The sequence below is a fragment of the Microbacterium sp. Beta genome (assembly GCF_005502545.1).
GTDB lineage: Bacteria > Actinomycetota > Actinomycetes > Actinomycetales > Microbacteriaceae > Microbacterium > Microbacterium oxydans.
In genome coordinates, this window is the sequence record NZ_SCOG01000002.1 from 166,553 (window position 1) to 189,650 (window position 23,098).

At 64.9% G+C, this 23,098-nt stretch carries 18 protein-coding genes; 12 read left to right on the top strand and 6 right to left on the bottom strand.

Features of this window, described 5'->3' with window-relative positions:
* Complete coding sequence (locus FFS56_RS03570) at positions 1-657, top strand: SDR family oxidoreductase (protein ID WP_046749219.1); 657 nt, start codon at positions 1-3, stop codon at positions 655-657.
* Positions 658-681: 24 nt separating this feature from the next.
* Positions 682-1,893, top strand: coding sequence for a glycoside hydrolase family 3 N-terminal domain-containing protein (locus FFS56_RS03575; protein WP_249352935.1), 1,212 nt, complete (start codon positions 682-684; stop codon positions 1,891-1,893).
* Between the two features lie 3 nt (positions 1,894-1,896).
* Here the strand turns inward: FFS56_RS03575 and FFS56_RS03580 are convergent, their stop codons facing one another.
* From FFS56_RS03580 to FFS56_RS03590, 3 genes are read right to left on the bottom strand one after another with little or no spacing between them, the layout of a single operon-like run.
* Positions 1,897-2,760, bottom strand: coding sequence for a hypothetical protein (locus FFS56_RS03580; RefSeq protein WP_046749217.1), 864 nt, complete (start codon positions 2,758-2,760; stop codon positions 1,897-1,899).
* A gap of 1 nt (position 2,761) precedes the next feature.
* Positions 2,762-3,787 carry a phosphatase domain-containing protein gene (locus FFS56_RS03585; protein WP_061015441.1) on the bottom strand — a complete coding sequence of 342 codons (1,026 nt, stop codon included), beginning with the start codon at positions 3,785-3,787 and terminating at the stop codon, positions 2,762-2,764.
* 4 nt (positions 3,788-3,791) lie between these two features.
* Positions 3,792-4,463, bottom strand: a complete 672-nt coding sequence (locus tag FFS56_RS03590) for a DedA family protein (RefSeq protein ID WP_046749215.1) — start codon at positions 4,461-4,463, stop codon at positions 3,792-3,794.
* A gap of 41 nt (positions 4,464-4,504) precedes the next feature.
* Here FFS56_RS03590 and FFS56_RS03595 point away from each other — a divergent pair, with 41 nt between their 5' ends.
* The 7 genes from FFS56_RS03595 to FFS56_RS03625 all read left to right on the top strand — a co-directional run bounded on the left by FFS56_RS03595 (position 4,505) and on the right by FFS56_RS03625 (position 11,030).
* The gene (locus tag FFS56_RS03595) at positions 4,505-5,830 is read left to right on the top strand and encodes an anthranilate synthase component I family protein (protein WP_249352937.1); all 1,326 of its coding nucleotides are present in this window, start codon (positions 4,505-4,507) and stop codon (positions 5,828-5,830) included.
* Between the two features lie 25 nt (positions 5,831-5,855).
* Positions 5,856-8,441 (top strand): leucine--tRNA ligase, encoded by a 2,586-nt coding sequence (gene leuS / locus FFS56_RS03600; protein WP_171010995.1) that lies wholly within the window; start codon positions 5,856-5,858, stop codon positions 8,439-8,441.
* A 95-nt stretch (positions 8,442-8,536) separates the two neighbouring features.
* Entirely contained in the window at positions 8,537-9,169 is a 633-nt protein-coding gene (locus tag FFS56_RS03605) for a ComEA family DNA-binding protein (protein WP_046749213.1), read from the top strand.
* Positions 9,170-9,195: 26 nt separating this feature from the next.
* Positions 9,196-9,960 carry a hypothetical protein gene (locus tag FFS56_RS03610; RefSeq protein WP_212742659.1) on the top strand — a complete coding sequence of 255 codons (765 nt, stop codon included), beginning with the start codon at positions 9,196-9,198 and terminating at the stop codon, positions 9,958-9,960.
* 17 nt (positions 9,961-9,977) lie between these two features.
* Positions 9,978-10,199, top strand: coding sequence for a hypothetical protein (locus tag FFS56_RS03615; RefSeq protein WP_137772047.1), 222 nt, complete (start codon positions 9,978-9,980; stop codon positions 10,197-10,199).
* A 98-nt stretch (positions 10,200-10,297) separates the two neighbouring features.
* Entirely contained in the window at positions 10,298-10,759 is a 462-nt protein-coding gene (locus FFS56_RS03620; protein WP_137772046.1) for a helicase associated domain-containing protein, read from the top strand.
* The gene (locus FFS56_RS03625; protein WP_137772045.1) at positions 10,752-11,030 is read left to right on the top strand and encodes a helix-turn-helix transcriptional regulator; all 279 of its coding nucleotides are present in this window, start codon (positions 10,752-10,754) and stop codon (positions 11,028-11,030) included. Before FFS56_RS03620 ends, FFS56_RS03625 begins: the two co-directional genes overlap by 8 nt.
* A 59-nt stretch (positions 11,031-11,089) precedes the next feature.
* Here FFS56_RS03625 and FFS56_RS03630 read toward each other — a convergent pair whose 3' ends face one another.
* Entirely contained in the window at positions 11,090-13,879 is a 2,790-nt protein-coding gene (locus FFS56_RS03630) for a hypothetical protein (protein WP_137772044.1), read from the bottom strand.
* 412 nt (positions 13,880-14,291) lie between these two features.
* Here FFS56_RS03630 and FFS56_RS03635 point away from each other — a divergent pair, with 412 nt between their 5' ends.
* From FFS56_RS03635 to FFS56_RS03645, 3 genes are read left to right on the top strand one after another with little or no spacing between them, the layout of a single operon-like run.
* On the top strand, positions 14,292-17,009 hold the full coding sequence (locus FFS56_RS03635) for a DNA methyltransferase (RefSeq protein WP_137772043.1): 2,718 nt from the start codon (positions 14,292-14,294) through the stop codon (positions 17,007-17,009).
* Complete coding sequence (locus tag FFS56_RS03640) at positions 17,006-18,988, top strand: DEAD/DEAH box helicase (RefSeq protein ID WP_137772042.1); 1,983 nt, start codon at positions 17,006-17,008, stop codon at positions 18,986-18,988. Before FFS56_RS03635 ends, FFS56_RS03640 begins: the two co-directional genes overlap by 4 nt.
* Positions 18,985-20,169, top strand: a complete 1,185-nt coding sequence (locus FFS56_RS03645; RefSeq protein ID WP_137772041.1) for a GIY-YIG nuclease family protein — start codon at positions 18,985-18,987, stop codon at positions 20,167-20,169. Before FFS56_RS03640 ends, FFS56_RS03645 begins: the two co-directional genes overlap by 4 nt.
* On the opposite strand, the gene FFS56_RS03650 is transcribed toward FFS56_RS03645, so the two are convergent.
* Together FFS56_RS03650 and FFS56_RS03655 are read right to left on the bottom strand one after the other, a co-directional pair.
* Positions 20,160-21,644, bottom strand: coding sequence for a hypothetical protein (locus tag FFS56_RS03650; RefSeq protein WP_137772040.1), 1,485 nt, complete (start codon positions 21,642-21,644; stop codon positions 20,160-20,162). The two genes, FFS56_RS03645 and FFS56_RS03650, sit on opposite strands and share 10 nt — an antisense overlap.
* Positions 21,645-21,646: 2 nt before the next feature.
* A complete protein-coding gene (locus tag FFS56_RS03655) occupies positions 21,647-23,083 on the bottom strand; it encodes a hypothetical protein (protein ID WP_137772039.1) in 1,437 nt (478 codons plus the stop codon).
* Positions 23,084-23,098: the final 15 nt, after the last annotated feature.

Genomic DNA, 23,098 nt, shown 5'->3' on the forward strand with positions numbered 1-23,098 from the left:
ATGTCGCGAATCATCGTCTTCGGCGGCCACGGCCGCATCGCCCTGCTGCTCGCGCCGCTCCTCGCCGCACGGGGAGACGAGGTCACGGGGGTGATCCGGAACCCGGAGCATTCCTCCGAGGTCGAAGCCGGTGGGGCGAGAGCCCTGGTCGCCGACGTCGAGAGCATGGACGTCGACGCGCTCGCCGAGATCATCCGCGGGCACGATGCCGTCGTCTGGTCGGCCGGCGCGGGTGGGGGGTCACCCGAGCGCACCTATGCCGTCGACCGTGACGCTGCGCAGCGCTCCATGGACGCGGCGGAGCGCGCAGGTGTCCGGCGGTACGTGATGGTGTCGTGGCTCGGCTCCACCGCCGACCACGGTGTCCCGCGGGACGACTCGTTCTTCCCCTACGCCGATGCCAAGTGGGCTGCCGACGAGCACCTGCGCGGTACCGGCCTCGAAGGCACGATCCTCGCTCCGGGGACTCTCACGTTCGACGATCCGACCGGACGCATCCAGATCGATCCCGAGGGGCGGGGAGCCGTTTCCCGTGCCGACGTCGCAGCTGTGATCGCGGCATCCCTGCAGGAACCGTGCACGGTCGGTCGGACGATCCGCTTCGGCAACGGCGACGCCGACTCGGCAGACCCCATCGCCGATGCGCTGTCCTGCTGACGCCTCTGCATCACCGCGACGAGCATGACGTCTCGGGTCCGCAGGTACGGGGTGGGTGCCCTGGCGCTCGCCGCGATGGCGGGGCTGTGCGCAGCGACGCCGGCCACAGCCTCCTCCACCTTCACGGACACGCCAATACGCGCGGCGGCGGCCGAGACTTCGTCTGGCGTCTCCTCCGAGGAGTTCGTGGAACGCGCTGAAGAGCGGGTGGCGGAGATGTCGGTCGCGGAGCAGGCATCGACGGTGGTCATGGGACACGTCGCGGGAACCGATCCGGTGGCCCTGCATGCCTACATGGCATCGGGGCTGGGCGGATTCATCCTCATGGGCGCCAACATCCCCGCGACGGAAGCGGAGCTGCAGGCTCTCACGGCCGCGCTCACCGTCGATCCCGCCCTTCCGCCGTTCATCGCCGTGGACCAGGAAGGCGGCTTCGTGTCCCGACTGCACGACGACGGCTTCCCCGCTTCGACCTCGCTGAAGGGGCTCCCGGTCGCGGAGACGTCGGCGGCGTTCTCCGCACGGGGCGCCCTGGTGGCACGCGCCGGGATCACGGTGAACTTCGGCACGGTGGCGGACTACACGTCCGATCCCGGTTCGTTCATCCACGGCCGGGCACTCGGAATCGACTCCGCGTCCGCCGCCGAGCGCGTCGCGGCGGCGACCACCGCACAGGAGCAGTTCGTCGCCTCGACGCTGAAGCACTTCCCCGGCCACGGCGCCGCGCCCGGCGACTCGCACCGGGCGATCCCGAGTTCCACGATGGGTCGGGAGGAATGGCGTGCCACGGAAGCCGTGCCTTTCGAGGCGGGCATCGACGCCGGGGCCTCCCTGCTCATGTACGGTCACCTCGCCTACACCGAGATCGACCCGCTTCCCGCATCGCTCTCGCCGGTCTGGCACGACATCGCCAGAGAAGAGCTCGGCTTCACGGGGGTGGCGGTGACAGATGACCTGGGGATGCTGCTGTCGTCGGGAGACCCCGCCTATGCCGATCCGGTCGCGAACGGCGTGGCGGCGATCGCCGCAGGGAACGACCTGGTGCTGATGATCGCAGGTTCCGACGCGCAGACTGCCGGGGCGATGGCGGCAGGCATCGGGGCGGCGGTCGATGCGGGCGCGCTTCCGGCCGAGAGGCTCGAAGAAGCAGCGACGCGGGTGGTGGCGCTGCGCATGCAGATGGCTGCCGCGACGGCTCGATGGGCGACCTGCGACGACTGCGAGCCCGTCGGCTGACGCTCAGGCCGCCTCGCGGGCTCCCTCGCCGAGCCAGGCATCCAGCAGGGCCGACCGGAGTGCCGCACCACGGTCTGCGAACCCTCGCTGCCGGCGGACGTACTCGGCCTTGCCCTCCGGTGTCTCGATGGGCACGGGCACGATGCCCCAGGGCGAGAGGTCGTAGGGCGCGGCCTCCATGTCGAGGAGGCGGATGTCTCGGGCCAGCTCGAACGAATCGAGGAGCAGCTCACCCGGGATGAGGGGTCCCAGCTTGGTGGCCCACTTGTACAGATCCATGCCGGCGTGCAGGCAGCCCGGTTGCTCGAACAGCGGCTGCTCGTCCCTGCTCAACGAGGTGCGGTTGCGGGGCACGGCCTCGGGAGTGAAGAAGCGGAAGGCGTCGAAGTGGGTGCAGCGAAGGTCGTGGTTCTCGACCACAGCGTCGGTTCCATCCCGCCCGAGGCGCAACGGAACCGAGTGACGGGTCTCGTCCGCGCGGTACACCATGGCCCACTCGTGCAGTCCGAAGCACCCGAACTGTCCGGGACGCGACGCCGTGCGGCGGAGCATCCTCTCGATGAGCGATGCCAGCTCTGCCTTCTCCGTGCCGAAAGCCGCCGCATCGGGAACTGCGCTGTCCGCGCTGCTGCCTGTCGTGTACCACCGCCACTCGACTCGCTCGACGGCCTCCGCGAGCTCGACACCGGCACCGGGGTGCCAGCGACGCAGCTGAGACGGCTTGTACGAGTAGTAGGTGAAGAGGAAGTCCCACACCGGGTGCTTCTCGGCCCTGGTCGCCCTGTCACGGTGCGCGGCGGTGAGCTCGTCGGCACGTTCACGGTGCTTCTCTTCGCGGAGGAGCCACTCCTGGCGAGCGATGGGCATGTCAGTGCAGGATGCCGGCTTCGCCCAGCAGGTCGCGAAGGCCCGCGCCGTCCTCGGCGCTGACCCAGGGGGCGGTGTCCTCGGAGTGCGGCTCGTGTCCGGCGCGCCCACCGGCGAGCACGGCCTCGGCAGGAAGCAGGCGACGGATGGCGACACCGGCGACGGAATCGGGGTACTCGTCCATGAACTGACTGTAGATGGCCTCGTCGTGCTGCCCGTCGTCGCCGATCAGGAGCCACTTCACGTGTGGGAACTCGGTCGCCAGTCTCCGCAGGTTGGTCAGCTTGTGTTCGCGGCCGCTGCGGAACCAGCGTTCATGCGTCGGTCCCCAGTCGGTCAGGAGCATGGAGCCGGCGGGGAAGAGATGGCGACCGAGGAAGCGCCACAGCGTGGGGGCGACGTTCCAGGCGCCGGTGGAGAGATACACCATGGGGGCGCCGGGGTGCTGTCGCAGCAACTGGTCGAGGAGCACGGCCATCCCGGGTACGGGGAGTCGGGCGTGCTCGTCGAGTACGAAGGAGTTCCAGAACGCGATGAACGGACGAGGCAGCGCCGTCACCATCACGGTGTCGTCGACATCGGAGACCACACCGAACGTGGTCTCCTCGGCGACGATGAACGCTCTCGCCTCCACGGGGGCTTGCCCCTCGACGGAGAAGGTGAAGGTCTGCCAGCCGGGTTCGAGGTCGACGCGGATCATGGCATCCACCACGCCACCGCGGTCGGCCGCCACCTGATGCGTGGTGTCACCGAAATGCACGCTGACGGATGCGAAGCCCACGGGGATACCGACGAAGCTGCGCCACCCGCGTACACTCGCCGGCTCGCCGTGACGTGTGCGGCGCTGCGGGGGCACGATCAGCACACGTCCGACCACGCGCACCCACCCTGGGCCGCCGTAGCCGGGGAAGGGCAGGATCGTCGCGACACGACCACGACGGCGCGCACGACCTTCACGCCAGACATGGAGGCGGTGTTCGAGTCGGGCGAACCAGTGGATCCGGGGGGCTGGGGGAGCCGATGCCATTGACTCAGTCTTTCACGTCGGCGTCGGCCTCCGCTTCGGGCCCCTCCAGGTGGCGGGCCTCGAGGCGCTGCAGCAGCTTCTTTCCGAGGAACGCCAGGAGCAGGAACAGTGCGATGACGCCGACGAAGATGTAGCCCGCGAAGTGCACGCGATCGACGAGCTCGCGGAAGCTGCCGGCGGCGAGCGATGTGACGCTCACGTATGCGGTTGCCCAGAGCGCGCAGGCGGGAGCCGTCCACGCCAGGAACCTGCGGTACGGGTACTCGCTCATGCCGACGGTCAGGGGGACGAGCGAGTGCAGCACGGGGAGGAACCGGGAGAGGAAGATCGCGATGCCCCCTCGGCGCTCGAGGTAGTTCTCGGCGCGCACCCAGTTGTGCTCGCCGATCTTGCGCCCCAACCAGGACACGCGGATTCGTGGTCCGAGCCAGCGGCCCAGCCAGAAGCCGATGCTCTCGCCGATGAGGGCGCCGATCACGACGGCGACGCCCATCGCGATGCCCTCCAGGGGAGTGGCGACACCCATCGAGGCGATGATCACGATCGTGTCACCGGGGACGATGAGACCGATCAGGATGCTCGTCTCCAGCATCACGGCGAGCCCGGCGATGAGCGTGCGTGCGACCGGGTCGATCGACTGCACGGTGTCGAGGAGCCAGATCAGGAGGTCGTCCACCCCACGAGAATACGGGAGCCGCCCGGTCCTAGGCTGGCAAGGTGCCTGTACTGCTGAGCGCCAGACCCCTTCCCGAGTGGACGGAGCCGTCGTCGGTGTTCCCGATGCTCGAAACGGGGAACGCCGATGTCTTCTGGCTCGACGCCGGCGCGGATGCGACGACGGGATGGAGCTTCATCGGCACAGGGGAGCGTTCGACGCTTCCGCGCGACGTCCGCCTCGACGTTGCAGCCCCGCCGCCGGGGCAGCCGCCGTTCACCGGGGGCTGGGTGGGCTGGCTCGACTACGAGAGCGGCGCCGCGGCTGCGGGGGCATCCGTGTCCCCTACGGGCGACGAGACAGATGGGGCATGGCTGAGCGCCGAGCGACTCATCGCCTTCGACCATTCGCACCGACGGGTCTGGGCGCTCAGCGCTGAGAGCGAACTGGAGAGCTGGGAAGCGGCGGTCACCGCGTACACGAGGGAGAGCCAGAACCAGGATCGGTTCCGCACGGCGACCGGGCCCCTGACGCGCGTCGCCGAAGCACGGCACGACCCGCGCGAGTACACCGCACTCATCGAACGCTGCCGAGAGCTCATCCGCGAGGGCATCGCGTACCAGCTGTGCTTGACCACCCGCTTCACTGTGTCCGGCACGCATGATGCCGTCGAGGTCTACCACCGCCTCCGCACCTCGACCCCCGCGCACCACGGGGGCTTCGTGCGGATCGGCGGACGCACCCTCTTGAGTGCGAGCCCGGAGCAGTTCCTCCACGCAGCGGGCGGCATCATCCGCACCAGACCCATCAAGGGCACCAGACCCCGAGGCGCCGAGCCCGTCGCAGACGCCGCGCTCGCCGCAGAACTGGCCGCAGATCCCAAGGAACGTGCCGAGAACGTGATGATCGTCGACCTGATGCGCAATGACCTCTCGCAGGTGTGCGCGGCGGGGAGCATCCGTGTCGAGGGACTCTGGGTGGTGGAGAGCTATCCCGCCGTGCATCAGCTGGTGAGTACGGTCAGCGGCGTCGCGGTCGAGGGGACGACAGTCGGGGATCTGCTCCGTGCGGCCTTCCCCGCGGGGAGCATGACCGGTGCCCCGAAGCTCTCCGCGATGACTCGCCTCCACGAGCTGGAGGGCGGGCCACGCGGCGTGTACGCCGGGTGCTTCGGATACGTCGGCGTCGACGGCGCCCTCGACCTGGCGATGGTGATCCGCAGCATCCTGATCGATGAGGAGCAGGCCGTCGTCGGTGCCGGCGGAGGAATCACCTGGGGGTCCGTCGCCACATCCGAGGTGGCCGAGGTCGCGACCAAGGCTCGGGCGCCGCTCGCCGCACTCGGCGCCGGAATGCCTGCCCTCTGGCGTTCCGATATCCTGAACTGATCCCGCTTTTTCCACCAGATTGGTCGTGCGTTCGTTGTCTGAGAACCTGTCCACCGCTCCTGCCGACGACGAGACCCCGTCGGCGCACGCCATCCAGAACAAGTGGCAGAAGTACTGGGCGGACAACGGCACGTTCCTCACGGGTGGCGATGACGACACCCGGCCGCGTCGGTACGTGCTCGCGATGTTCCCGTATCCCTCCGGTGATCTGCACATGGGACACGCGGAGAACTACCTCTACTCCGACATCGTGGCTCGGTTCTGGCGTCACCGCGGACACAACGTGCTGAACCCGATCGGCTGGGACTCCTTCGGTCTGCCGGCGGAGAACGCGGCGATCCGTCAGGGTGCCGATCCGCGTGAGTGGACCTACCAGAACATCGCGCAGCAGAAGGTCGGATTCGAGCAGTACGGCGTCTCTTTCGACTGGAGCCGCGTACTGCACACGTCCGACCCCGAGTACTACCGCTGGAACCAGTGGCTGTTCCTGAAGCTGTACGAGCGCGGCCTGGCGTATCGCAAGAAGAGCCCCGTCAACTGGTGCCCGAACGATCAGACGGTGCTCGCGAACGAGCAGGTCGTCGACGGGCGCTGCGAGCGTTGCGGCTACGAGGTCGTCAAGAAGAAGCTGACGCAGTGGTACTTCCGGATCACGGATTACGCGGATCGACTGCTGGACGACCTGAACCAGCTCGAGGGCTTCTGGCCGCACAAGGTGCTGCAGATGCAGCGCAACTGGATCGGTCGCTCGGTGGGAGCCGATGTCGACTTCCTCATCGAGGGGCGCGAGGAGCCGGTCACGGTGTTCTCGACGCGACCCGACACCCTGCACGGTGCCACGTTCTTCGTGGTCGCTCCGGATTCCGACCTGGCGGCGGAGCTCGCGGCCGGCGCGCCTGACGAGGTGCGTGAGCGTTTCCAGACGTATCTGGAGCAGGTGCAGAAGGAGACCGACATCGATCGGCAGTCCACGGACCGTCCGAAGACGGGTGTCTTCCTGGAGCGCTACGCGATCAACCCCGTCAACGGCGAGAAGTTGCCGGTGTGGGCGGCGGACTACGTGCTGGCCGACTACGGCCATGGCGCGGTCATGGCCGTGCCGGCGCACGACCAGCGCGACCTCGATTTCGCCCGAGCCTTCGACCTGCCGGTCAAGGTGGTCGTCGACACCACGGCTCCTGTCACGGGTGCGATGCCCGTGATCGAGGTCGATGACGAGGGCGTGCCGATCGACACCGGTGCAGCACTCGAGGAGCAGAGTCCGGCCACCACCGGCATCGCGCTCACGGGTGAGGGTCGGATGATCAACTCCGGTGCGCTGAACGGGCTCTCCAAGCGCAATGCGATCGCGCGTGCGATCGAGCAACTGGAGGCTTCCGGTACCGGTCGTGCCGCGAAGAACTACCGTCTGCGTGATTGGCTCATCTCCCGTCAGCGTTTCTGGGGTACCCCGATCCCGATGCTGCACGGCGAGGACGGCACGATCATCCCGGTTCCTGAGGACAAGCTCCCCGTGAAGCTGCCGAGTGTCGAAGGGCTGGACCTGAAGCCCAAGGGCACCTCGCCGCTGGGTGGTGCGGAGAACTGGGTGCGCACGACCGATCCCGAGACCGGCGACCCCGTGCTGCGCGACCCCGACACGATGGACACGTTCGTCGACAGCTCGTGGTACTTCCTGCGTTTCCTGTCGCCGAACAGCGAGACCGTCGCGTTCGACCCTGCTCAGGCGGCTCGTTGGGCGCCGGTCGACTCGTACATCGGCGGCGTGGAGCACGCGATCCTGCACCTGCTGTACGCGCGCTTCATCACGAAGGTCCTGTTCGACATGGGCCTGATCGACTTCACCGAGCCGTTCTCGAATCTCATCAACCAGGGCATGGTCCTGCTCGACGGACAGAAGATGTCCAAGAGCAAGGGCAACCTGGTGCTGTTCCAGGAAGAGCTCGACGCGCACGGTGCCGACGCGCTGCGTGTCGGCCTCGCTTTCGCCGGTCCTGTGGAGGACGACAAGGACTGGGCGGACGTCTCGACGACCGGTGCCCAGAAGTTCCTGGCGCGTGCGATGCGCATCGCGGGGGAGGTGTCGAGCCCGGTCGATGTGGTCTTCGACGGTGGTGACGCCGCTCTCCGCCGCGCGACGCACAAGCTCCTCTCCGAGGCGCCGGCGCTCGTCGAGCAGACGAAGTTCAACGTGCTGGTCGCGCGCCTGATGGAGCTGGTGAACGTCACGCGCAAGACGATCGACAGCGCCGCTGGTGCCGGCGACCCCGCCGTGCGCGAGGCCGCGGAGACGATCGCCGTGATGCTCGACCTCATCGCCCCGCACACCGCGGAGGAGATGTGGGAGATCCTCGGCCATGAGCCTTCCGTCGGGCTGGTGACCTGGCGCTCCGCCGATCCCGCACTGCTGATCGAGGACACCATCACCGCCGTCGTGCAGGTGGGCGGCAAGGTGCGTGCGCAGCTCGAGGTGTCCGCTCGGATCGGCGAGTCGGAGCTCGAGGCCTTGGCCCGGGCCGATGAGCGTGTGATCCGATCGATCGGTGACCGCGAGATCGTCAAGGTCGTCGTGCGTGCTCCCAAGATCGTGAGCTTCGTCGTCAAGGGCTGATCGTCTCTTCTCCACGGAGGATGGTCCGATCAGGTTGTCCACTGTAGGCGTCTACTGCGCACCACCGGGGGATCGTTGTCTCCTAGCGTGGCCGGATGGCTTCTCCCCAGGCACCTCTTCCGCACCGGCGCCGTCTGCGCCTGAGCGTGGGAGCGGCGGTGGTGCTGGCACTCGTCGTGCTGTCGGCTGCCGTCGGGGTCGGCATTCTGCGTGGTCAGTCTGCGCCTGTCGAAACCGTGTCACTCACGGACACCGGCACGGACACCGGCGCCGGAGCAGGTGCGAGCCCGGGGCTCTCGTCGACCGGTGAGCTGTACGTGCACGTGCTCGGCTCTGTCGAGAGGCCGGGGCTCTACGTGCTCGATCTCGACGCGCGAGTCGTCGATGCGGTGGCCGCTGCCGGCGGAACGACCACCGATGCGGACCTGAGCGCCGTAAACCTCGCACGGGTGGTCGAAGACGGGGAGCAGATCGTCGTGCCGGCGACAGGCGCGATGACGGATGCACCCGACGGGGCGGCAGCGCCACCGGGCGACGCGCGGATAGATCTCAACACGGCGGATCAGGCAGCACTCGAGACGCTTCCGCGTATCGGACCCGCGCTGGCGGAGCGGATCGTCGCCTGGCGAGAGGAGAACGGTCGCTTCGCCTCCATCGACGACCTTCTGGCCGTGCCCGGCATCGGCGAGAAGCTCCTCGAGGGACTGCGCGACGGGGTCAGGGTGTGAGAGCGCGCGATCTGCGCTTACTCCCTGTGGCGGCAGCCGTATGGGGTGCCGCGCTGCTGTGCGTGCTGTTGCCTGAACTCGCGTGGGTGTGTGCCGGCACGTGTACGGCAGCCGCGGCAGGTGTGCTGGTGTTCAGCCGCTCCGGGCTGCGAGCCAAGAACACTCAGCGCGCCGAGGCCGGTGTCACGATCGTCGTGCTGTCGGCGATGGCGGGTGCGGCCGTGTCCGTCGGGTTCGCTCTTCCCGCGCGGGATGAGGCCCGCGCATGGGCCGGGCGCGTCATCGAGTCGTCGGCAGAGGTCACCTCCTCGGCATCGCTCGGACGGGACGGGCGGCTGTGGTTCGAGGCGGCGGCTACGACACTCGGGCCGCCTGGCCGGGCAGCCCCTTCCACGGTCCCGGTCCGCGTCGGAGTGGACCCCGCCGACGGGTTCGATCTCGGTGCGCGGATACGGGTGGTGGGCGAGTCATCGATCACGGAGGCCGGGGAGCGCTCGGCTCTCGTGATCTTCGCGAGCGAGGCCGAGATCGTCGACCCCGCATCCGGTGTGTTCGCCGCGGCAGCCGCGATCAAGAGCACGTTCGTCGAGAGGGCGCTACGCCTGCCGGAGCCCGGAGCAGGCCTCCTGCCCGGCCTTGCGGTGGGCGACACCCGCGCGGTGACGACGGCCTTGAACGACGACATGCGCGCGAGTGGGCTCAGCCACCTCACCGCCGTCAGCGGGCCCAACTGTCGTACAAGGGGTGAGAGAAAGCTTACTGATTTCAAGGGGTCCCGCCGAACACACTGACCGGGTATGTGGTCGGCATGGACACCACGAACCCAGAAAGCGGATCTTCGACAGAACTGAGGGGAGCACATCTGATGGGATTCACCCAGGAGCAGATCGCGGCGATCCGAGCATGCGCAAAGCAGTCCGCAAACCAGGCTCCACCGGTCGGAGAGGTGACTTCCAACCGCCTGCTCAAGATGCTGTCCACCGGCGATGCGAGCGGGGAGACACCACGTCGGATGGACGCCGCAGGTTGAGACCGGGTATGTGGTGACCAACAAAGAGTCGCCCCCGGGCTGTGGATGTCGCCCGAGGGCGACTCGCCAGTTCGGGCGGGACCGGGTATGTGGTGGGCATGTCGACGACCGATGACCGATTCGAGCTGACCGTGGCGGAGTGCGCTCGGTACGTCGCGCGGCACGGCAAGATGCCGACACGGCACACGCCGGATGCGGACGACCGCTCTCTCGGCCTCTTCCTCCAGCGCATCCGACAAGCCGACCGTGGAACGACGAAGGACATCGTCCTGACTCCCGAACGCATCGCCGTGCTCGACGAGGTGCTTCCGGGTTGGCGCGGCCGCGGCGCACGCCGCGACGTCGACGAGCAGATCCTCGAGATCGCGGCGTTCGTCAAGAGGTACAAGCAGTACCCGCACAACCGTGCCGTGATCGACGAGGCCGAACCCCGGCTCTACAGGATCCTCAACCACCTCCGACGTGCAGCCGAAGGCAAGGGGAATGTCGCCCTTACCCCCGAGCGTCGCGCGCTGCTGGACACTTTGCTCCCTGATTGGAACCGGAAGACCGATGCCTGAGACCACCTCGCCTATCACCGACGCCCTCAGGCTCCCGGCTCCCGACCGCACCGGTCTCGGGAGAGCGCTGGCCGCCGAACGCCAGGCTCAGGGCATCACCCAGCGGCAGATGGAAGCTGCGACGACCGTCCCGCAAGGTCGGATCAGCCGCATCGAGCGCGGGACCGCGCACGCAGCCCTCTGGGAGATCGCAGCGATCGGCGCCGTCCTCGGACTCGACGCTGAGATCGTCATCACCCGACGGAAAGTGCGAAGGCGTAACCCACAGTGAACGGAACCTCTGTAGGCCAAGGCCGGAGTCACATGAGACTGCGTTTACAGCAGTTGCGTTCAGAGTCCGAGGAAGCTCTCTCCCTCCTCGCCTAATAGGTGTCCCCGTGGAGCAGACTGGACCACGGTAAGCAGGATTCGTCGCAGCATGATGGGTGCTGCCGCTCGATCGATTGAGACCTGGTTGGCGACACTCACCAGCATCTCCTGGACGACCGGATCTTCCAGGACAGTCTGTGACACAGCCTTGTACTCGATCTCGGTGCGTCCCAGTGCTACCGCTTCCACCAGAAGGGTTCGATCCGGAACGCTAATGTCGTCGAGCACGTTCTGCACCCGCGACCAGGAGATTGCATCCTGCTCAGGAACAATGTAGGTCCCGCGGTACTCGTCGAGTTGCGTCCCGATCCCCACACGATTTCCCAAGCTCAGGGGGGTGCGAGAGTCGAGGTCGAGCTTCGACGAGATGGCGCGTGCGAAGCGGCCCGTTTCGCCGCGATCATTTTTCCAATGATCGAGAACAGAAACCGCTCCAAGTCGAGCTCGGCCTGTAGAGGCGGCACCGTCCGCGAGGATATCCAGGACAAGACTCGCGGACACCTTGTCTCCGCTGGTGACCGCTTCCCTCGCCAGCCGGGCCAGCTTCTTGAGTTCGGGCCCGGGCCAGCGTGTGGATTGGGTCATCGCCAACGCAAGCAGTGAACGCCTGTGCGAGGGAACACTGGCTGCGAAATTGTCATCGAGTAGATCGATCGACAACCGTGCGCCGATGCCGAGGAAGCCTCCGATCAAAGAGTCGCTGTCAAGCTGCCGCAGTCGTTCGATGAACGCATCCCGGTCATGATGTCGAGAGCCGTAGAAGCGGCCCGCGGCCAGCAACCATGTGTTCCTCCAATACGAAGACGGGGCGAGAGTCGTCAGCCGACTAAGCACCGTCTGGGTATCTCCCGACACGATCCAACGTGCGGCCATGTACTCCTGCAGGCTTCGCACTTCAAACTCGATCCGGTTCTCACCCCGGGGGATCAGCAGAACGAGCCGTTGCTGTGTGGCCTTATCGAGCTCGGCGGACAGGCGCTTAACGTCGCCGTCGACATACTGCTGCTCCTGCAGACGCATCGTGATGAGGCGTTTTACCTCGTCATGGGGTACGGAGGCAACTGTCTCTCCCGACCGCTCCGACTTGGCCTGCAGGCCGATAGCGACCCGTTCATGCACCCAGGCCACCTGTTCCTCGTGCGTGCGAAGTACTCGTCCTAGGCGACCTGCCTTGCGGCTCTCCCGAGAGTAGATCGCCTTGTAGTACCCGTCGAACAGTTCGTGGCGAGTGCGGGGAACTTCGAAAAGCTCCTCAATGAGGAACTCCATGATGGACACCTGTAGCGGCGTCGTCATCAAGTTTGCTGCATGCGACTGCACGCTGGCCTCTTTTAACCGGCTCGTCAAAGCCGCAATGCGTTCGCTGTCTTCTGCGAACTTCGTCGCGACGATCTGCCGGCCGTATGCGAAGCCCTCATGCGGTGTGAGGGTACGCAGCCGGAGTTGTTCCGGGCTCAGCTCGCCGAACTCATTCTCATACCCCTGCGGCCTCGTTGTCGCGACAATGAGAACGTCCCAGTCATTCATCCGAGATTCGACGATCAGGTCATTCAGCGCGCGAATGACCGCCGCTCGGCTCTCGACGGCGGGCACTTCGTCCAGGCCGTCGAACACCAACACCCATGGCCAGGCCGCTAGCCACGATGTCAACTGTCCGGCAGTGACGGATGCCGCCTGATTTCGTAGTTGTCGCGCGATGTGCTCCACGATCGTCAGTTCACTGTTGCCCGCGAGGGCGTCTGCGAACGCCGCAATCTCGATCATGACGGGCCATCGACGGTTCTGGGGTGTCGGTAGACCCATGTCAGAGATCCTCTGCCGAGTGCTCATGATTGCCGCATCGATTCGAGGGGATATGGAGCGCGTCGCATCCAGCAGTGCCACGCGATAGGACTGCGCGATGATCTGCCCAATGGTGCTCTTGCCTTGACCGGGCCCCCCGATTACGACGAATCCGTACGGTACGTCCGCATTAAGTGACGGTCGGAGCGAGCGGTCCCCGCACTGAAGGATGCGCTCGATCGTGTTCAATTCCACGCCATGCTGCCCGACGGCAGGTAGATCGATCGCAACGTCACTCAACTGAACCTTCGCTACGTCAGAGATCTCGCCCGTGTCCAGTTTGAGCTCTTGGCGTGCGGCGATCTGGGTGGCCGCGTGTGCCCGAAGGATCGGTCCCAACTCCACCGAGCTGCCCTTGAGCACGTCAGCCAGCTGTGTCAGCACATCTCCAGGTGTGATGAATCCAGCGAACGTACGGCGGATACCGTCGTGCCGGTCGAGGAGTCGGCAGATGTGTTCATAGTGCCAGACTCCAAATCCTTGCAAACCCACCCGATGCGTACGTAACGCGTTCTCGACAAGGTCGAGTCCGCCGGCTTCAGGAACGGGAGAGAGGCGAGCGTTCGTCGCGATGATGTAGTACTCAGGCGCTGGTCGGCGCTCGGCCGACTCGCCATTACTTGGGAGGAATCGATCGAGCTCCGAGGTGAGAGCAGCCGAGATTGCCATCGCACTAGCCTTCGGTGATGCATCGAAACGCAACGATTTTGCTTGTACGATGCCGTAGCCATTCCACTGCTCGTCACCGCCGATGCCCGGGTAACGCACGGGCCCAGAGAACGTTGCCTCTCTGCCTCCGTCGCGACCCGCGCCGAACGTCGACACTTTAATGCCCAGTTCGGCTATAGCAAGCGCCTGCACCATGTGCTCGAACTCGGTCGGGCCGAGTCTTGCGAGATCGTAGTCCATGGTGCCATCATGGCCGAGACCACCGACCCGACCTCACCTTTCACAGCGCTTAGCATTGGTCCCGCCGAGACGGATCAGCCAGATCGAGCGAGGAACGGCCCACGCAACGCTGTGGGAGATCGCAGCGATCGGCGCCGTCCTCGGTCTCGACGCCGAGATCGTCATCACCCGCAGGCAGGGCGAGGGCAGATGACTCCGGAACGCAAGTGTCGACCAACCCAGGTGACTCACGCGGTGTGAACACTTACTCATGACCCAACTTGCCCGTGGCGAAGGTTCTGGATCTGGCTTGTATGACCCCGCCGATAGGATGATCACGATGCGACGCCCTGCCTCAGGGGAGAGGCAAATTGCCCGCAGGGAAGTGCTGATTCTTGCCGACTCAGCACGCGCGTGAAGGTAGGACATCCGTATGGCGAGACTCAGCCTCAAGGCGATCGAGGAGCGCGTTGCGCCACTGGCCGGCCGCGACAGCTATGACCGAGAGTTCATCTTCGATCTTCTTCTCGCCTACGGGAAGCCCCAAGGCAACGTCACAAGGCTGCGCAACGGTTCCCTGAACGTCGCCGTCGACAAGACGACTGAGATCGCGCAGAAGAACGTTGTCTACTTCAAGGAGACGACCGGCGACCCGCTCGAGGCCATCGAAGAGCTCAAGACGACGCCAGCCGTCGTCCGCTTCAGCTCGCGCTTCGTCATCGTCACTGACTACGTCGACCTCATCGCGCACGACACGAAGACGAACGAGACGATCGGCTTCCCGATCCGGGAGATCGACCAGCACTTCACCTTCTTTCTGCCGTGGGCGGGCATGGAGAAGGCGCAGTACGTCGCAGAATCCCACGCCGACATCAAGGCTGCGGAGCGCATGGGCAAGCTCTTCGACGAGCTCCTGCAGGCCAATCCCGGGATCTTCGACGACGAGCGCGGCCGCCACTCGCTGAACATCTTCTTCACACGACTGCTGTTCTGCTTCTTCGCCGAGGACACCGGCATCTTCGCGGACAACCAGTTCACGAACGCGATCGGCTCCCAGACGCAGCCCGACGGCTCAGATATGGCCGAGTTCCTGACAGACCTGTTCAAGTCGTTGGACACCGCGGAGCCGGCCAGCAAGCCAAATCACCTCGCCGACTTCCCATACGTCAACGGCCGGCTGTTCGCGGTCAAGGACGATCAGGTGGTACCCCGCTTTACGAAACAAGCGCGGGACGAGCTCATCGCCTCGGGCACGCTCATCTGGCGCGACATCAATCCGGACATTTTCGGTTCGATGTTCCAGGCGATCGTTACGCCAGGCACTCGAAGCGACTTGGGTCAGCACTACACGTCGGTGCCGAACATCCTGAAGACCATTGAGCCGTTGTTCTTGGACAACCTGAAGTCCGAGCTCAACGAGGCGCAGGACAGTGAGCGTCGACTGGTCCGCCTGCTGGACCGCATCGCGGCGATCAAAGTGTTCGACCCCGCCTGTGGTTCGGGCAACTTCCTCGTCATCGCCTATAAGGAACTGCGCAAGCTCGAGCACGCGATCCTCGAGCGGCTAGCCGAGCTGAGCCCGTCCCATGAGGTGCTCTGGGCAGATTCACGGATCAACATCGAGAACTTCTTCGGGATCGAGATCGACGACTTCGCCGTCGAGGTCGCGATCCTGTCGCTCTGGATTGCCAAGCATCAGATGAACAGGGAGTTCCGCGAGAAGTTCCGAGTCGAGATCCCGCTGATCCCACTGAAGGAGACCGGGCAGATCAAGGCCGGTAATGCGACGCGGATGGACTGGAACAACGTCTGCCCGAATGACCGCGAGTCGGAAATCTACTTGATCGGGAATCCCCCGTATTACGGCTCTAAGAAGCAGAATGCGGAGCAGAAGGCCGACTACCCGTACGTTTTTGGTGATCGCCAGTATTCGAAGAACTTGAACTACATCTCATTGTGGTTCGTAAAGGGTGCCGAGTATATCTCCGAGACGCGAGCGGAACTCGCATTTGTGACAACGAAGACAGTATCCCAGGGAGAGCATGTCGGATTGATGTTTCCCATGATCTTCGAGAAGGGCCTGGAAATCGGCTTTGCCTACCCGGGGTTCCAATGGGATAACAACGCTAAGAAGAATGCTGATGTTACTGTCGCTGTCATCGGGCTGCGTCGACGCTCCGATGCTCCGAAGTACATTTATGACGGCGACCTTCAAATCTCCGCATCCAATATCAATGGTTACCTTGCTGACGGCGCAAACGTGTTTGTGCTCACTAGGAACGAACCGATTTCAGATCTGCCCCCCATGACGTGGGGTAGCATGCCAAATGATGACGGCGCACTGATTCTGACCTCTAAGGAACACGCAGAACTGCTGAGCGCACATCCCGAAGCGGCGAAGCATGTTAGACGATTCCTTGGGGCGAATGAGTTTATTGGAGGGGACGATAGGTTTGCCCTCTGGATCGACGATAACAATGCTCAAGAAGTAACTCTCATCTCGAAAATCGCGACTCGAGTGCAAAGAGTGCGGGAGCATCGACTGAGCAGCAGTCGAGCGGCAACTAGGAAAATGGCAACCTCGGCCCATAAATTTGCTGAGATTCGCTACAAGTCGGTTGAATCCATTTTCATTCCTATCAACTCTTCAGGTCTGAGGGATTACATACCAATTGGGTATTTTGACCCTGAATCTGTGGCGTCGAATACTGGATTTACGATTTACGGCGCCCAGGCATGGCTCTTTGCACTGCTCACTTCACGCATGCACATGACTTGGGTGAATACCACCACCGGTCGATCGCGCATTAACTATAAGTACTCCAACTCGATCGTTTACAACAACTTTCCTGTGCCTCCACTCTCCGATGGGGCGAAGGAAAAGCTCACGGTCGCGGCGCTCCGGGTGCTCGACGTCCGCGAGTACCACTGCGAGCGGACGTTGGCCGAGCTCTACGATCCCGACAAGATGCCGCAGGACCTCCGCGACGCGCACGCGGAGGTCGATGCGCTGGTCGACTCGATCTACTCGAAGAGGCCGTATGAGACCGACGAGCAGCGCCTGTCGGACCTCTTCGCACTGTATGAGCGCATGACTGCCGAGGAAGGCGCGAAGGCCCGGGCGATGAAGACCCGGAGGACTACGAAATGAATGCCATCAATAAGCCTGTGAACATCGTCGACGTCACCTATGCGCAGACGAAGGGGTCGGTGAACACCGACGCGCTCGGGATGCGCGAGATGCAGCAGCGCGTCTTCGAGCATCGCGACGCCCAGCACCTACTGGTGAAGGCCCCGCCGGCGTCGGGCAAGTCACGCGCGCTGATGTTCGTCGCGCTCGACAAGCTGTACAACCAAGGACGCAAGAAGGTAATCGTCGCAGTTCCAGAGCGCTCGATCGGTGCGTCGTTCTCTTCGACCAGCCTCACGAAGTTCGGTTTCTGGGCGGACTGGGAGATCAATGACGAGCACAACCTGTGCGACGCGGGCTCGTCGGCGGGCAAGGTCGACGCGTTCATCGAGTTCCTCGAGGGACCTGACGCGGTGCTCGTATGCACCCATGCGACGCTGCGGTTCGCGTTCGAGAAGCTGACCCCGGAATCTTTCAACGGCATGGTGCTGGCGATCGACGAGTTCCACCACGTCTCGGCCGACACAGAGACCTCGCGGCTGGGCGCGTTGCTGCGCGACGTGATGAACGGGTCTGACGTGCACATCGTGGCCATGACAGGGTCCTACTTCCGCGGGGACTCGGTGCCGGTGCTGTCGCCCGAGGACGAAGCGAAGTTCACGCCGGTGACATTCAATTACTACGACCAACTCAACGGCTACGAGCACCTGCGGTCCCTGGGCATCGGGCACCACTTCTACCAAGGCCGGTACACGGACGCGATCGACGAGGTGCTCGACCTCGACAAGAAAACGATCGTGCACATCCCGAGCGTGAACTCAGGCGAATCCACGAAGGACAAGATCGAGGAGGTCGGCCGGATCATCGACGCGATCGGGCACGTCGAGTCGACTGACCCGGACACGGGGATCATCAGCATGCGCCGCGAGGACACCGGCGAGGTCGTGCGGGTCGCGGACCTGGTCGACGACACGGACCAGAAGAAGCGAGGCGACACGCTGCATTACCTGTCCCATACCGCGTCGAAGGAGCGCGACGCGGTCGACATCATCATCGCGCTGGGCATGGCGAAGGAGGGCTTCGACTGGCCGTTCGCTGAGCACGCGCTGACCGTCGGCTACCGGGCGTCTCTCACCGAGGTGATCCAGATCATCGGACGAGTGACGCGCGACAGTCCCGGCAAGTCGCACGCGCAGTTCACGAACCTCATCGCCGAGCCCGACGCCTCGCAGGGCGAAGTCAAAGTATCGGTGAACAATATGCTGAAGGCGATCACGGCATCGTTGCTCATGGAGCAGGTGCTTGCGCCGAACTTCAACTTCAAGACGAAGAAGTTCGACGACGACGAGCCGGCGAAGAAGGGCGAGTTGAAGATCAAAGGCTTCAAGGAGCCGTCCAGCGACCGAGTGAAGCAGATCGTCGCGACGGACCTGAACGACCTGAAGGCGACGATCCTGCAAGACGACACGTTCGCCCGTGCCGCCGCGGGCTCCGTCGACGCCGAGACGACCAACAAGGTGCTGATTCCCAAGATCATCCGGGAGAAGTACCCCGACCTCAGCGAGGAGCAGGTCGAGGAGGTGCGCCACCAGGTTGTCGTGGACTCGGTGATCAAGAACGGCGAGGTGCGCGAAGTCGGCGACAAGCGCTTCATCAAGATGGCCGAGAAGTTCGTGAACATCGACGAGCTGCACATCAACCTCATCGACTCGGTGAACCCGTTCCAGCGAGCGTTCGAAGTGCTGTCCAAGTCGGTCACACCCACAGTGCTGCGCCTGATCCAGGACACGATCTCCTCGACTAAGATCGAGTTCTCCGAGGAAGAGGCCCTCGCGCTGTTCCCGAGGATCAAGACGTGGAAGCAGGTCCACGGCAAGAACCCGGACATCCGGTCCGAGGACCCCGCCGAGAAGCGCCTGGCAACGGCCCTGCTGTTCCTGCAGAAGCTCGCGGCCAAGCGCAAGGCGGAGAAGGCCGCGACTGAGACGGTGGTCGAATGAGCGAGAACGAGGCGACTGAGTTCGACGTGCCTCTGAGCCTCGACGACATCCTCGACGACGAGCTGCTCGTCGCGCCCGAGAAGGCTAAGAAGCTCACGTCGTCCGACCGCCTGGAGCGCGCGTTCCTGGAGATCGTCGAGTTCCGGCGAGCCAAGGGGCGGCTGCCGAGCTCGCAGACCCGCGAGATCGCCGAACGCAAGCTCGGCGCGCGCCTGGACGGGTTTCTAGCCGACGAGGCGAAGGCCGAGGCGGTGAAGCACTTCGACGAGTTCGGCCTGCTCGACGCCCCCGAAGCGCCGGCGTCCATCGACGACCTACTGGAGAGCGACGACCTCGACGAGCTGCTGGGGGACGAGTCCGGCATCCTCGACGTGTCAGGCCTGCCCGTCGTCAAGCGTCCTGAGTCGGCCGAGTCCGTGGCGCAGCGAGTGAAGGCGAAGGACTTCGAGCAGTTCGAGCCGCTGTTCAAGGCCAAGCACACCGAGCTGCAGAACGGCACGTACGAGCTCAAGCCGTTCACGGGCATGGACTTGATCCGCGAGGGCGTGTTCTTCGTGCTCAACGGCGTCATGTGCTTTGTCGCCGAGGTCGGTGAAAAGGTCGATCTGATGATCGGCGGCGAATCGCGCAAGAAGCAGCGCCTCCGCCTGGTGTTCGAGAATGGCACCGAGTCGGCCATGTACGACAAAAGTCTCCAGACGCGCATGTACGAAGCCCAGGGGCAGGTGCTGGCGCGCACGGGGCACGATGCGAGCGACATCCTGAACGCGGACATCGAGAGTGGTCACATCTACGTACTGCAGTCCATGAGCGCTGACCCGCTGATCGCCAACATCAAGGACCTGCACAAGATCGGCTTCTCGACCACGAGTGTCGAGCAGCGCGTGAAGGGAGCGTCGACGTCTCCGACGTACCTGATGGCTCCGGTGAAGATCGTCGCTGACTACCGGGTGTACAACGTCAAAGCGGCGGCACTGGAGAACCTGTTGCACCGGGTATTCGCCGACGTCCGCCTCGACCTGACCCAGGTCGACAGAAACGGCCGGGAATACGACCCGTCCGAGTGGTTCGTCGTACCTCGCGGCGTCATCAATCAGGCTGTCGCCATGATCATGTCCGGCGAGATCACCGACTACGTGTACGACCAGACGACACAGCGGCTCGTGCGGGCTCAGGCCTGAGAGAACTGCCGTTCAACTCGGGTGTTGACCGCTTTGTCGGGTGGCCGACGGTTACGTGCCTCGCGCGCCTCGCTTGCGAGTTGCTCACAGTCCTCCGAGGTCGGCTGCAGCTTCGCGCGCGTCAGAACGGTCTCCCAGTCGCCGTCGTAGTCGGAGACACGATTCTCCTTCACGGTGCCGGAGGCGATGACGACGCGGCTGCCGGCATCGGGTGACCAGTGCGCACCCTCCGAAACGTCTTCGCCAGTCTGGATCCAGCCGCCGATACCGCTGCTCGACCGCCAGTACAGGACATGGCCGTCGTCGTCGATCATCTTCACATGCAGTGGCGCGCCGTACCCATAGTCCTGTCCTAGCCGGGCGGAAAGGATCGTCGCCGTGACGTCCATCCCCTTCAGCTTCGTGCCGACGGGGGCGAGGAACTCCTGCTTCTTCATGGCCGCCTCCCGGGCCTTGAGCTCCTCACGCGCAGCACGTTCGCGTTCACGCTGCTCGTGGTGCCGGAAGGACGACACCGCAGATGCGACGAGGGGGACGTGCTTGCGCGCGACCCAGCGCTCACCGCCGACCTCTTCCGTCGGCGCGAGTGCGGCCTGCAGATTCCGCTCGTATTCGGATTCGCCCTCGAGCCCATCAACCCAGGCGTACAGCCTCTGGAGCTCGTCGGCTTCCACGGCGGATGCCTCCAGGTGCCCGCGGCCGGCTCCGTGCTCGATCGAGTCGAGCACCTTGTCCGCTGTGGGGGTGTCGTAGATGGTCGCGCGGCCGCGCGAGAGGAAGACCCCGCCGTCCTGCTCGATCTGCCGCATGGTGAGCAGCATGACGTTGTCGCCCGGCGTGATCCTGGTGTCCTGACCGTAGAGGGCGCCGAGATCATCGTCGTCGACGTCGAACTCAGATGCGTCGAAGCTCTCATCGAGGACCCACAGCCCGGCGGGCTTCACGCCGAGGAACAGCTCCAGGCAGTTGGAGCCGACCTGCTTGGTCTCGCCAGTGCTCGGGGATGTGACCATGTACACCTTCGTTCGGGCGCGGTTGTGCCCGCAGTAGTCGCACCGCATCGTCTCGTCAGCGACATGTGGGTCGGCGTCGCCGGCGAAGTGGGAGATCACCTTCCCGTTCGCGGCTTTCTCGTGCATGGAGTCGAACCGCCAGTCGCCGAGGCTGATCCTTGGGGTGTTGATCGTGACGTCGTTCGTCTCGTGGCTTGCTCCTGTGCGCTCGTCGTGCACGATCCGCGGTCGCGCGTCGTACGCGAATCGCTCTTCGATGCCGGCCTTCGCGAGACGACGGTTCAGCTTGTCGAGCTTCGCCTGCAGGGCAACCAGCCGCGACGTCGGGATCCGGTACACGATCGGCTCGTACGTCGCGGCGGATGGCTCGTCTGCCAGCGACGATTCTGCATCCGAGCGCAGGTGGCCGTCGAGCCGGCCCTGATGGTCGTGAAGATTCCCCACCTGATCGATCGTCGCCATGATCATCCTTCCGCCTGAGGCCGGGAGTTCAGCGCGGAGCGTGCCGCCATGCCGATGTGGTTGAGGTCATCGACGAGCAGCTCCAGCACGTCGCGCGGGGTGTTCGGATTCGATGCCACCCCGGCTCGAACGGCGTGGAACTCGTCTGCTGCCAGTGACCGCAGCAGCTCGGGCGAAGCCGCAGGGTTCTTCGCCGCGGTCGAACGCACGAAGTCGTCAGCGTCTCGCCCGAGCTTGGGGAGCACCGCGCCCGCAGCACGGTTCCTGGCCAATGCACGACGCACCCGTTGTGATGAGTCCCGAACCAGCCGCGGCAGTTCCGTCTCCGTCAGCGCAGCATTCCCGGCAGCATGCTCCCGAACCCAGTCGTCGGCATCGTTCACGGCTGCCGACCGGAGGTCCGCTGGAGCGGAGGCGTTGCCCGCCACGAGCGCGCGCATCTGATTCCCAGTGGAGGTGTCCTGGAAGAGCCGATGCAGCGTCTCAGCGGGAGTCGACGGGTTCTTCGCAACCTGAGCCATGACCATCCCGTGTCCACGGGAGAGCTTGTCGAGCAGCTCCGCACGGGTCTTCAAGTTGCCTGCCACCGCAGCCCGGACGTCGGGGTCGTTGTCACCGGACAGGCGCTCGAGCATGGCGGGCGTGGCGTTCGCGTTCCGGGCGGCCGCGCACCGGACCGAGCCCTCCTTGTCCAGAGCGAGGGGAGCGAGAACGTGCGCGTCAGCGGCAGGATGGCAGGCGACCTGATAGCGGACGGACCTGTGCTCGCTGGCGCTGAGATGATCGAGGCCCGGCCGGTCCACGTTCTGGTGGCGGACGATCAGCTCCTGGGTCTTCTCGTCGCGGGCGTGCTGCGCGAGGTAGGTGAGCGTAGCGGCCGTTGTGTGCGGGTTTGCGGCGACCGCCCGGCGGATGCCGAGGACCTCGGAGCCGGCGAGCTCGTCGAGGACGGCGGGGCGGTCCGTGGCCGTCGCTGTCTCCTTGTCGTTGAGGACGCGAAGCGCGATCCGGGGATCGTCGATGGCGTCGGCGTCGCTGGCGAGGGGCAGGTAGGCGACCATCGGCACGCCTTCGTCGTCGTTGATGACCACGGCGCCGGTCGACTCATCGAGAGACGCTGTCATGCCCTCCCAGCGCAGGTGGCTACCGCGATCATCCGTGTCGGAGACGTGGATCATCTGATGAGGGGACTGCTTGGCGATCGTGCGCAGGATGGGGTCTCCGCCGTCGGTGAGCTTCCCTCGCTGGACGTAGAGGACCTGGACGCGCTGGCCTTCGGGGAGCAGTCGTCGCGCTTCCGCCGCGCTGATCTTCTCCAACGTCTCGCCGATGGGCGGAGCGGCCGGTGCGGTCAGCGCCCCTTCCTGTTCGGTACGGATGTGACCGTCGAACCGGCCGAGTGTGTCGTGGATGTTCCCGAGAGCGTCAGTGGTCGCCATGGGAGAAGTACGCCC

Bases quoted from the DNA above. Each gene is read 5' to 3' on its own strand.
- FFS56_RS03585 (WP_061015441.1), bottom strand. From the start codon at position 3,787: ATGGCATCGGCTCCCCCAGCCCCCCGGATCCACTGGTTCGCCCGACTC.
- FFS56_RS03640 (WP_137772042.1), top strand. From the start codon at position 17,006: ATGAATGCCATCAATAAGCCTGTGAACATCGTCGACGTCACCTATGCG.
- FFS56_RS03620 (WP_137772046.1), top strand. From the start codon at position 10,298: ATGTCGACGACCGATGACCGATTCGAGCTGACCGTGGCGGAGTGCGCT.
- FFS56_RS03655 (WP_137772039.1), bottom strand. From the start codon at position 23,083: ATGGCGACCACTGACGCTCTCGGGAACATCCACGACACACTCGGCCGG.
- FFS56_RS03615 (WP_137772047.1), top strand. From the start codon at position 9,978: ATGGACACCACGAACCCAGAAAGCGGATCTTCGACAGAACTGAGGGGA.
- FFS56_RS03570 (WP_046749219.1), top strand. From the start codon at position 1: ATGTCGCGAATCATCGTCTTCGGCGGCCACGGCCGCATCGCCCTGCTG.
- FFS56_RS03630 (WP_137772044.1), bottom strand. From the start codon at position 13,879: ATGGACTACGATCTCGCAAGACTCGGCCCGACCGAGTTCGAGCACATG.
- FFS56_RS03580 (WP_046749217.1), bottom strand. From the start codon at position 2,760: ATGCCCATCGCTCGCCAGGAGTGGCTCCTCCGCGAAGAGAAGCACCGT.
- FFS56_RS03605 (WP_046749213.1), top strand. From the start codon at position 8,537: ATGGCTTCTCCCCAGGCACCTCTTCCGCACCGGCGCCGTCTGCGCCTG.
- FFS56_RS03575 (WP_249352935.1), top strand. From the start codon at position 682: ATGACGTCTCGGGTCCGCAGGTACGGGGTGGGTGCCCTGGCGCTCGCC.
- FFS56_RS03625 (WP_137772045.1), top strand. From the start codon at position 10,752: ATGCCTGAGACCACCTCGCCTATCACCGACGCCCTCAGGCTCCCGGCT.
- FFS56_RS03650 (WP_137772040.1), bottom strand. From the start codon at position 21,644: ATGGCGACGATCGATCAGGTGGGGAATCTTCACGACCATCAGGGCCGG.
- FFS56_RS03635 (WP_137772043.1), top strand. From the start codon at position 14,292: ATGGCGAGACTCAGCCTCAAGGCGATCGAGGAGCGCGTTGCGCCACTG.
- FFS56_RS03645 (WP_137772041.1), top strand. From the start codon at position 18,985: ATGAGCGAGAACGAGGCGACTGAGTTCGACGTGCCTCTGAGCCTCGAC.